We start from the raw sequence: 10,960 nt of genomic DNA, 5'->3' as shown, positions 1-10,960 counted from the left end.
TTTCCGGTGGTGCAGACGGACAGTTTGGTCTGCACTACATCGGTGGCGATTTGACTGGATTCCTGAAATTTGGTGTAAGCGCCAAGATCATTTATTGCGTAGGCAGTACCCGGGTTGGGCTGGACCTTTTACTAGAAAAAACCAGTGGCAGTTTTAAATTTAAACCCTCACTTAGATAATAAGCAGAACAAAAGCTATGAAATATTTAATCCTATTGTGCCTGTCGGTTCTGGCGATTCGCGGTTCTGGACAGCAAAAAATAACGACAGCCAATTTAACGGCAAAGTATGACGGTGGCGATATTGTCCTGAGTTATATGCCAACCGGTTTGACTGGCCAAGATAGTGTCTTTATGGATGTATTCCGGAATGGCCTGGATGGCAGGCAGCTTATCAGGAAGCATAAAAAGATCGCTGTTTTTAAGGTGACGCAGTTTGCCGATACGACCATTCGTCAAAAGCCCGGAATCTATGAATACCAGGTGGAGCTGCGCAGGGATACTGTATTGCTGTTGCGTGATCGCGTTTGGGCGCAGGCCTATCCTGATGATGCGAGGCCGGTCGTAGGTAAGTTTTCGGGTATTGGAATCGAGGGTTCTAATGCCATAGCCCTGAGCTGGAAAACCGAGAACAGTTTCCTGCTCAGGAGCGTTACCCTGCTGCGCAGCAGAAAGAAAGACATGGATTTTGTTCCGGTAACTACGCTAAGTGGTACCGATAGTTTATATGTGGACCGGGTGAATGACGCCAATGAGCCTTTTTTTTACCGTCTTGACTTGTCGGCTTATGGCGATGGGCCAGTACTTTCTTCTGCCTCCATTTATGTCATTCCCCAGTTTAAAATCCAGCCGCTGAGTCCTGTAGGCATTCATGCTGAACAGAGAAAAAATGCTGTCGTCCTGAGCTGGGAAAATGCGGACAAATATGCCACGGCATTTTATGTGAAGAAAAGAACACGCAATTCAGGCGCATTCGTGGCGGCTTCTTCAGCACTGACAAAAGGCAGGCTAAATAAATATGAATGGACGGACACAGTTAGTTCGCTGGTGCCGGGAGAGATGTATCAGTATTATGTAGTCGCTGAGAGCAATTCTTTTGATCAAAGTGTGCCTTCAGATACGGTAATGATCGCTTATGTTAATAAAGAGGCAGTTTTGCCTGCACCGCAGGATTTGCGGGTACTGACTGCTAATGACACTACCTACCGGTTAGTGTGGACAATTGATAGTTTAAGACAGGGAGAAATAGCCGGGTTTAAAGTATTCAGAAAGCGGAAATCCGAAGCCGAATTTGTTCCCATGAGCAATGTGCTGCCAGGTAATGGGGAAAATTATGTGGAGATTCTGAAACCCAAAGACGGGGACACCTACAAGGTACAGGCAATGAATGGTTCGCGGCTGAGCCGTCTGAGTGAGCCATTTACCTATCACAATGCTTTTGAAAAGGAGTTTGGCCCAAGATATCTCAAAGCGGCAGCGATCGAAAAGTCGCTCTACGTGAAATGGCGGAAAAATGAAGATTTAAAACTGAAAGGTTACCGTTTATACAAGTGGACCGGTAAATCTTTTGTGCTGATCGAGACGATTCCTTCTTCTCAGGACAATGTACTCACCAAAAAATATATCGCCGGTCAGCTTAATTTATATAAGCTGACGGCGATCAATATGAACAATGAGGAAAGCAGTGGAACTGAGGTCCTGCAGGTCAACTGAGTCTGGATGCGCTATCCTTCCAGTCCCATTTTCTGCATGACCAAATCACTCACACCGGTAGACGAGTAACCGCCATCGTGGAAAAGATTCTGCATGGTGACCATGCGGGTCAGGTCTGAGAACAAAGTAATGCAATAGTCTGCACAGGATTCTGCATCAGCGTTGCCCAATGGGGCAATAGCATTTGCATAATCAAAGAAATCCCCAAAACCCTTGATGCCGGTTCCGGCTGTTGTTTTTGTCGGCGATTGGGAAACCGTATTGATGCGTACCTTTTTCTCCAGGCCATAATGATAACCGAAGCTGCGGGCAATAGATTCGAGCATTGCCTTGATATCAGCCATGTCAGTATAAAAAGGATAAGTACGCTGGGCAGCCATATAAGTCAGCGCCACTACACTTCCGCCTTCATTGATGGCATCCAGTTTTTTGGCCACGGCCAGCATCTTGTGAAAAGACAAAGCAGATACATCGATCCCTTTCATAAAATAGTCATAGTTTGACTCGGCATAAGGGATCTTTTTGCGGATATTCACACTCATGCCTATGGAGTGCAGTACAAAATCTATTTTGCCGCCCAGTATTTCCTGCGATTGGGTAAAGAGATTGGTCAGTTCCTCCACATTGGTCGCATCGGCAGGTACGATCTGAGAATTTGTTTTCTCTGCTAAAGCGTTGATCTCGCCCATTCTCATAGCAATAGGGGCATTGGTCAAAACAAATTCAGCTCCTTCTTCATGTGCTTTCTCCGCTACTTTCCAGGCAATGGAATTTTGATCTAAAGCACCGGTGATGATGCCGCGCTTACCTTTTAACAAGTTATACATATCGGTTGTTTTTTGTTCTCGTTTTTAATAACCGAAAGTAAGAAAATAAAAAAGATATGAAGAAGAGGTAATTGAAGAATTACTAATAAACACTAACCAATACCCAATAGTTCCTGAGCATTTTTTAAGGCCGATTCGCCTGGATCTTTACCACTGAGCATTTCAGCAATCGCCTTTACACGCTCAGCAGGCATTAGTTTTTTTATACCTGTGGTTGTCCGTTCTGTTGCTTCGTTCTTATAAACGAAATAATGCGCATCACCTTTGGCCGCTATTTGAGGAAGATGTGTAATGCAGATCACCTGCATATTTTCTTCCAGCTCACCAATGACATTCCCGACCCGGACAGCGGTTTCTCCTGAGATCCCGGTATCGATCTCATCAAAGATCAGTGTTGGCAATGCAGTATGTCTGGCCATAATAGACTTGATGGCCAGCATCAGCCTGGAAAGTTCCCCGCCCGATGCAATTTTACCAACCGGGGCAGGAGGCTGACCGCTATTTGCAGAAAACAGCAACGCAATCCCATCCCGGCCGTCCTTGCTGAGTTCCGGCAACCGGCTTTGTTCTATCTTGATTTTTGCGTGCGGCATCCCGACTTTAACCAATACTTCGGCAACCAGACCTTCAGTAACCTGTATCGACTTGCTGCGGTTGGCAGACAGGCTCTCTGCCTTTTGTTCCAGGTCACTGGACATCGCCGCTATCTCTTTTTCCAATCGGTCTATTTCTTCATCTCCGCTCAGCAATTCACTTAAGTTTGCAGACAACTGCTCCTGTACCGCGAGCAATTCCCCAATAGTACTTACTTTATGTTTTTGCTGTAAACTATAGATGATGTCCAGTCTTGCACCAATCTCCTCTATCTTTGAAGGATTAAAAACCACTGCTTCATCAAGCGATGCAGCTTCCTGTGCAATATCTTTAAGCTCTATCAGGGAAGAACGCAGGCGCTCATTCAAAACCAGGTAATCGTCATTATACTTTTCTATACCCTGTAACTGTAAAATTGCTTCCTTTAAAACCGGTAAAACTGCGGTTTCCTGTTCACTCAGTAAGTTGAAAGAATTGACCAGGCCGCGTTTGATTGCTTCTGCGTTGTTCAGCACCTGGAGTTCTGTTTCCAGTTTTTCCTGTTCGTAGGCCTTCAGGTCTGCTGTTTCCAGCTCGTTAAATAAAAACTCTTCGTAATCCTGTCTGCTGCGGGCATCGGCTGCTGCTTCCTTTAATGTCTTTAGCTGCTGCTGGATTTTTTTATAGGTTTTGTATTGTGCGCGGTACTCGTCAAGCAGCGGCTGATGATTAGAAAGCGTGTCCACGACCAATAGCTGAAAAGTAGGGTCATTGACTTCCAGTGTCGCATGCTGGGAGTGAATATCGATCAGCTGTTCGCCGATCTGTTTCATTATACCTAGTGTGACAGGCGTATCATTTATAAATGCCCTTGATTTTCCATCTGTTGAGATTTCTCTTCTCAGGATGCTTTCCGTATAGAAGTCAATGTCATTTTCCTCAAACAAAGGTTGAAGTGCCTGACCTTCAAGCAGGAACTGTCCTTCAATAATGCATTTCTTATCTTGGTTAAAGAAATATTTTGTTTCTGCCCTTTGCCCAAGGATCAGAGAAAGGGCACCCAGCATAATGGATTTTCCTGCGCCGGTTTCACCAGTGATGATGTTTAAACCTTTATCCAGTTCAAGCTCAACACTGTCTATCAAAGCATAGTTGCGAATAGAAAGTTTCTGTAGCATATTACTTTGCTAAATTAGGAAATCTTAACCATTGGATGTTTATACTTATTAACAAAAAAGGGGCAGAAGTTTAACTTCTGCCCCCATCTAAATATATGTGTGTTTGTACTAATCGATTTTGATCACTTTTACATCGTCCTCTGCTCCCTCGCCCGGCTCCACTATGATACGTTCTGCCGGAGTAATGTTAAGCGATTTTATATCAGATTTAATTCCTTTTTCAGCTTTCAGCTTTTGGATATCTTTTTCAAATTTCTCTTTCAGTTCTTTGTATTCCGGAGAATCCTGAAGCTTCTTCATCTCCTCGATCTGTTTCCTGAACTCAGGCGAATCAAATTTCTTACGCATTTCTTCCGCCTGCTTTTTAATATCTCCCTGTTGTTTCTTCCATTCCGGTGAGTTGAATTTTTTCATTACCGTGGCAGCGTGCAGCTGCGCATCTTTCATTTGTTTCCTGAACTCAGGTGAATCAAATTTCTTACGCATTTCTTCTGCCTGTTTCTTGAAGTCTGCCTGATGCTTTTTCCATTCCGGTGACTGGAATTTCCGGGCCATAATGCTTGCCTGCATTTGCGCCTCTTTCATGTGTTTTTTGAAATCATCTGATTTTAGGTAAGCCATACCTGCATTTATAGATGAATCTATCCTGAAGTTGAAATGAAAATCATCGCTGTTCAGGAAAGTATCGTTCATCACTTCCTGCCTCAAACTGTCAGGCATTTCTTTTACAGAATTGTATTCTTTTTTTTCACCTTTGGCGTCGACAGTAACAATCTTAAACTTTTTTTTCTTTTTGGTGGTGTCCTCATTCAATTTACAATTGGCTGCTGACACTGCTTTTTCCTTTGCCAGATCGAGCACTTTAAATTTAATGCCTTGTGTTCCGGCATCAATTCCTTTTTTAAGCAGTGCATTGTTTTTCTTGTCAGAACCGGTTTTAGCCGGACTAACCCATGCCAGGGAAATTACTGTGGCAACAGTTAATGTAATCGCAAAGAGCTGCTGCTTTGCATTCATGTAATTCGTTTTCATATCTGTGATTCTTTTTATACGCTGGTACAAATGCTGGTTGCTTCCGGTTGCGGCCATAGAAAGGGCAGGAGTGGTTTTGTCTTTAAGGATTTCGAGTTTCAGCAGTGCATGGGCATAGGTAACCGGAGTTCCTGTAAATTTCAGTACGAGGTCATCGCAGGCATGCTCACGCTCAATATTGATGTACCTGCCGCTAAGCCAGATGAAAGGGTTGAAGAACAATACGGTTTCTATTCCTGTTTTGATGAGGTTGAGCAAATAATCATTTCTGCGAATATGGGACAGCTCGTGGATCAGGATGGCTTCTACCTGGTTCATATCCAGTTGAGTGGCCAGTGCGATTGGAAACAGCACCACCGGCTTAAAGTAACCGATCACCAGCGGCACATTCACATTGGCGGAAAGGTAAAAACTGATCTTCCTGCGCAGGTTTAGTTTTATCGTCAGCTGCTTAAAGGCCGCTTGCCATTCCTGAGGCACCATGCTCCGTTCAGCCTGTTTTAGTTTAAGCAGTTTTTTATAGCCGACACCGAGGATTAGTAATTGAAACAAGAGACCAAGCGTATACACGCTGACCAGGTAAGGAAATAGATGTTCAGTGCGGCTGTTGATCTCCTGAGGCAAACTGAGCAGGTAACTGACAGGCTCAGCTGCGGTAACCTGGCTCGACTGGACGTGCTCCGCTGAGTTGGGAATGTTAAATAGGGAAAAAAAGGTGATACAAAAGCCTGTAAACATGAAGCACATAGCCGAGTAAGCCAGGTTGTGTTTAACCCTCGCATTCATTTTTGGTACTGCTGCTACGATGAGCATTAAGATGGCATAGATGATAGCCCCTTGCCATAAAGAGTGGAATATGCTCCAGCCGGTGGCCTTGATCAGATTGTTTACGATTGTTTCCATTGTTTTATTTGTTGCTTAGTTCATCCAAATACTTTTTTATTGAATCAATCTCATCCTTACTCGCAGTATGGTTGCCCAGTGCCTGCATGACCAATCTCGCCGCTGATCCGTTGAACACATTGTCAATCATTTTATTGACCAGATGCTGCTGGGTCCTTTCCTGGTTGATCAATGCGTGGTAGATGTGCGTCTTTGCGGAAGTATCCCTTGCCACCAGGCCTTTCTCATGCATGATCTGCATCAATTTGAGGGTGGTGGTATATCCCGCGTCTTTATTCTTCTCCAAAATCTCGTGCACATCTCTTACTGTGCAATCGCCTTTTTCCCACAATATCTGTAAGATCTCCAGTTCACTTTCGGTAGGTTTAAGGTTTGTTGCTGTCATAAACATCTTTATACGAATTGTTTCGTATTCAAATGTACGAATGTATTCGTATAAACAAAATTATTTTAACAAATTTTAACTATTTAGTTGCGAATACCTCCTTGGTTGTTATTCAGGGCGGGCTGCCCGTTGTTGATTCCCTGTTGCAGGGGATTCCCAGCCTGATTGAGGGCTTCGTATTTGTTGATATTGGCAGGATCTATCTCTACTAAAAGATTGTAGGCTTTAATCCGGTCTGAAGGATCTCCTGTAGGAATGGAGAATACATTGACTACTTCATCGGCTTTGGTTGCAAAGTAAAAATTAGGGAAAATAGAGCCCAGTTTTTGTTTGTCCATTTGCCGCAGTCCGGTTAGCAGTGTGATCATCTTTTTTACACCTCTGCCTGAATTATCCTGCAGCCGGTCCAATCCGTTAAAATGGTAGTCATAAATAAAGGCCCTCAGGTCTTCAAAACTTTTGTTGAGCAGGTTTTCGTTGAGCCAATACCGGTTCCGTAACCCGTCAAATGCTTTCCAGCCCTTTGTGCCGCTGTTTTGCGCATTATTCAGGATGTTCTGTGCTTTTTTAAACAATGGCGTACCGCCCATTCTGCTAAAGCTGTCTTTATCTAAACCAATGATGGTATAGGCATAGAAACTCAGTAGCGAGCTTAGATTGGAAATGAAGTTCTGATCGGAAAAGTCAACGGATTGACCTTCGGTGTATCCAAAATCAAAATCCTTATCACTGAGGTTGAGTATCGTACTGTTGTAGGCCGAGCCATATACAGGTCTGCTGGATTGCAGCTGAGCTTCCGCTTTATAAGCGTTACTTCCGTCCCAATCTGTTATAGTGATCACAAAATTGCATTCAATACGTTCCTGAGGTGCATAAGTTTCCGAAGTCCATTTGTTGTTGTTCAGAAATTCTGTAACGACCTTTTGAAGCACTTCTATATTCCTTCTGTCAATATTGGGAACTGAAGGGGCCTGGATGGATACTCTTGCGTTTAGTTCCTGCGCTAACATGGAATGCTGAAAGGAAAATAAAGTCAGAATAATCAGGAGGATGCGTTTCATGCAGGGATCAGTTTTAATATTTCCAGGCAAATGTCTTTGGCGACTTCTGTTTTAGATTTAATGTCAAAAACTGTTTTTTCAAATGCCTTATTAAAGATAGTAATTTTATTAGTATCTGTTTTGAAGCCTGCTCCTTTATCATTCAAAGAATTGAGCACGATCAGGTCCAGATTTTTTTTCGTCAGTTTTTCTTTGGCATGGTCTTCTTCTTTTTCCGTCTCCAGTGCAAATCCTACCAGGATCTGCGCATTGGTTTTTGACCTGCCAAGTGCGGCAAGGATGTCCTTTGTTTTTGTCAGCTCGATGATGAGTGATCCGTCGTTTTTTTTGATCTTTTGACCGGCGACAGTTACCGGTGTGTAATCTGCTACGGCGGCACTCATTACCATGATATCTGCATTGCCAAATTCCTGTTCGCAAGCTTTGAGCATCTGTGCCGCACTTACGACATCGATTCTTTTGACCGTAAGTTCGCTTTTTTGCTCGGTAGGACCTGTAATTAAGGTTACATCTGCTCCCAGTTTTACAAATTGATCAGCAATGGCAAAACCCATTTTTCCGGAAGAGTGATTGCCAATAAAGCGCACAGGGTCTATGGCTTCATAAGTAGGTCCGGCAGTTATGAGAACTTTTTTTCCAAAAAAAGGCAGATCTTTTTGGATGGCGGTATTTAGAAAGTCAACGATCTCCTCAGGCTCGGCCATTCGACCAGCACCGTACAAGCCGCTGGCCAGTTCGCCGTTATTGGGCACAATTACAACATTCCCATAAGATTTTATCTTGCCGGTATTTTGTTGAGTACTTTCATGTTTCCACATGTCAAGGTCCATGGCCGGGGCAACAAGAACAGGACATTTGGCCGACAGGTAAACTGCGCTAAGCAGGTTGTCGCAAAGCCCGCCCGCCATTTTGGCTAATGTGTTGGCACTTAGAGGGGCTATGACCATATAGTCTGCCCAAAGGCCAAGTTCTACATGATTGCTCCAGACACCGGTTTCTTCTTCAAAATATTGGGTGTAAACAGGGTTTTTTGATAAGGTAGCCAGAGTTAGCGGAGTGATGAAATTTGCCGCATCGGCCGTAAGAATTACCTTTACGTTTGCGCTAGCTTTGATCAGTAACCTGACCAGAATGGCAGATTTGTATGCTGCTATGCTACCGCAAACGCCAAGAATAATGTTTTTATCTTTTAGCATGGTTTATTAATGCAAGGATGCAATTTAATACCTATGCCTGATATTATTGTTGCTCTTTAGCAGGATTTCTGTAATAAATTTTGTCATTCAGGAACTCATCGATAGCAATTAGTGAGGGTTTTGGTAAACGCTCATAGTGCTTGCTGATCTCAATTTGTTCCCGGTTCTCGAAGATCTCTTCCAGGTTGTCGTTTGAAGAAGCAAACTCGGCCAATTTACCATGAAGTTCTTCTTTCATATTATTTGAAATCTGATTAGCCCTTTTTGAAATAATTACTAAAGACTCATAAATGTTTTCAGTTTTCTGATCCAGATCATTAACATTTCTGGTAACCGTAGTGTTCGGTATTGCGGGTTTATTAGTATTCATTATTTGATCGGTGTTTTAATTGTAGCAGAACTGTCTCTCTTGGCATCTTTTTCCAATTGAGCTTTATATTTTTCATAGTCAGCCATTTTTATGGCCAATACTCTTTTCGCATTTTCTATTCCTGATTCACTTTCTTTTTTCAGGTCTTTAGCTTCTTCCAGGAATTTACTTTGAGGATGTGCCTCAACAAATTCGTCAGCATAGGTAATCGCTTCATTGAACCTGTCTTCCTGACGCTCCTCTATACTGTTCTTAGCATAAGCCAATTGAGATTTAATGATCAAAAGGTCCATTTCCTCCGCATATTTAATATCCGGAAAGTCAATCTGTGCATTTTTCAATGCAATAACTGCTGCACGATAATTGGTAGCATTAGCGCCTACGCCCCCAAGGTCATAATACAGTTTTGCATTTGCGTAAGCTTTATCCTCTAACTTGGTCCGCAGAATAGCAATGTATTTGCTGGCTTCAACAGCGCGTTCACTTTTAGGGTAAAAATTGATGAAAAGTTGTAAAGCATCTATAGCCTTTACTGTGTTTTCCTGGTCAAGGCTCGGTCTTGGAGAATCCAGATAGTAGCAATAAGCACTCATATACCGGCATTCTTCCGCGTATTTGCTGGTGGGGTAGGTATCTGCAAAAGTTTTAAACTGGTACCTGGCCGTAGTGTAATCCCTTATTTTATAAAGAGTTAAGGCGTAGTAATAGTTAAGCTCCTCTGCTTCGGTGCGTCCTCTGTATTTTTGAGAAAGATCTTCAAATAAGATCAACGCTTTGGAATAGTTTTTCTTGTTATATAACCTTAGTGCTTCCTGATACTTTTTAGCAACGTCATTACTTAGCCTGATCTTTTCAAACTGGCTTTTGCAACCTGCAATAGTAAGGGCAATAAGGGTAAAACTTAATAATAAAGCGTGTTTAATTTTAAACATTCTGCAAAGATAAGGTAATAATACGATTCCGTCAATTAAAAATAATAGGACGCTAAGCTATGTAAAGGCAATCGTAAGGACAAGCTGTTAACATATTTTAACAAATTCTGAAGATTAACCAGGTGTTGATTATGAAGTGATCATATTGTTATCTAATCATGAACCTGCTTATTACATAATATAGATTACATCAAATGAGCTCTAAACGGCTAGTTTTAATGCATATTGATTTTGCTATCGACGGGGCAGTATTAAGTCTGGATATTTTCAGGGGCATTTCTTCTTATTATCTTTACCGGCCTGCACACCGATCGCATGCAGGTAGCACCTGTGTGGTAGCTGCGCTGACACCGTGCACTCAGTACAAACACATGTACTGCGCAGGAAGAGCACCGTCTTATCCGTCTGTAGCTATACTCATAGCCGCTTAATGCTCTTTCATATGGATAGTTGTAGTTTAATAACCGTAAACCTATATCAGCAGAAGACAAAAAAGGATATGCCATATAAGGATACTATATATTATATATAGTGATGCCGCACCCACTTGCATTAAGGCTTTTAACAGGGAAGAGGGGTGATGAGGTTTATATAATACACCTTAATCTATAAAAGATTGGGATTTAGTGGTCCGGTTAACGGTTTAGTATATTTTTTCTGGTTGTGTATCAGGGTGTTTAAGGATTTGGTTGGAATAAAAGTGGATTATGGTTTGGGTGTTGGTTATATTTTTCTACTTTTGCAACCCGCTTCGGAGGAAGATTTGGGTTGAGGTTGATACAGGAGGATAGG

10 protein-coding genes are annotated in these 10,960 nt (G+C 42.6%); 2 read left to right on the top strand and 8 right to left on the bottom strand.

The window, feature by feature from the left end; all coding sequences use genetic code 11:
- The first annotated feature begins 196 nt into the window (after positions 1-196).
- On the top strand, positions 197-1,711 hold the full coding sequence (locus VK541_RS22090) for a hypothetical protein (protein WP_324372703.1): 1,515 nt from the start codon (positions 197-199) through the stop codon (positions 1,709-1,711).
- A gap of 11 nt (positions 1,712-1,722) precedes the next feature.
- Here VK541_RS22090 and VK541_RS22085 read toward each other — a convergent pair whose 3' ends face one another.
- The 8 genes from VK541_RS22085 to VK541_RS22050 all read right to left on the bottom strand — a co-directional run bounded on the left by VK541_RS22085 (position 1,723) and on the right by VK541_RS22050 (position 10,168).
- Entirely contained in the window at positions 1,723-2,538 is an 816-nt protein-coding gene (locus VK541_RS22085) for an enoyl-ACP reductase FabI (protein ID WP_324372702.1), read from the bottom strand.
- Positions 2,539-2,630: 92 nt separating this feature from the next.
- The gene (gene recN / locus VK541_RS22080) at positions 2,631-4,289 is read right to left on the bottom strand and encodes a DNA repair protein RecN (RefSeq protein WP_324372701.1); all 1,659 of its coding nucleotides are present in this window, start codon (positions 4,287-4,289) and stop codon (positions 2,631-2,633) included.
- A 108-nt stretch (positions 4,290-4,397) separates the two neighbouring features.
- On the bottom strand, positions 4,398-6,224 hold the full coding sequence (locus tag VK541_RS22075; protein ID WP_324372700.1) for a M56 family metallopeptidase: 1,827 nt from the start codon (positions 6,222-6,224) through the stop codon (positions 4,398-4,400).
- Between the two features lie 4 nt (positions 6,225-6,228).
- The gene (locus tag VK541_RS22070) at positions 6,229-6,609 is read right to left on the bottom strand and encodes a BlaI/MecI/CopY family transcriptional regulator (RefSeq protein WP_324372698.1); all 381 of its coding nucleotides are present in this window, start codon (positions 6,607-6,609) and stop codon (positions 6,229-6,231) included.
- Between the two features lie 83 nt (positions 6,610-6,692).
- Complete coding sequence (locus tag VK541_RS22065; protein ID WP_324372697.1) at positions 6,693-7,670, bottom strand: DUF4835 family protein; 978 nt, start codon at positions 7,668-7,670, stop codon at positions 6,693-6,695.
- Positions 7,667-8,866: a bifunctional phosphopantothenoylcysteine decarboxylase/phosphopantothenate--cysteine ligase CoaBC gene (gene coaBC, locus VK541_RS22060; RefSeq protein WP_324372696.1), complete on the bottom strand. Its 1,200-nt coding sequence runs from the start codon at positions 8,864-8,866 to the stop codon at positions 7,667-7,669. The genes VK541_RS22065 and coaBC overlap by 4 nt, the downstream gene beginning before the upstream one ends.
- A gap of 43 nt (positions 8,867-8,909) precedes the next feature.
- The gene (locus tag VK541_RS22055) at positions 8,910-9,236 is read right to left on the bottom strand and encodes a DNA-directed RNA polymerase subunit omega (protein WP_285058376.1); all 327 of its coding nucleotides are present in this window, start codon (positions 9,234-9,236) and stop codon (positions 8,910-8,912) included.
- The gene (locus VK541_RS22050) at positions 9,236-10,168 is read right to left on the bottom strand and encodes an outer membrane protein assembly factor BamD (protein ID WP_324372694.1); all 933 of its coding nucleotides are present in this window, start codon (positions 10,166-10,168) and stop codon (positions 9,236-9,238) included. Before VK541_RS22050 ends, VK541_RS22055 begins: the two co-directional genes overlap by 1 nt.
- A 218-nt stretch (positions 10,169-10,386) precedes the next feature.
- Here VK541_RS22050 and VK541_RS22045 point away from each other — a divergent pair, with 218 nt between their 5' ends.
- Complete coding sequence (locus VK541_RS22045) at positions 10,387-10,599, top strand: hypothetical protein (RefSeq protein WP_324372693.1); 213 nt, start codon at positions 10,387-10,389, stop codon at positions 10,597-10,599.
- Positions 10,600-10,960: the final 361 nt, after the last annotated feature.

It is taken from the genome of Pedobacter sp., from assembly GCF_035317785.1.
Classification (GTDB): domain Bacteria; phylum Bacteroidota; class Bacteroidia; order Sphingobacteriales; family Sphingobacteriaceae; genus Pedobacter.
Note: the sequence above shows the minus strand (reverse complement) of the source record. Positions and strands in the feature narration are given on the sequence as shown.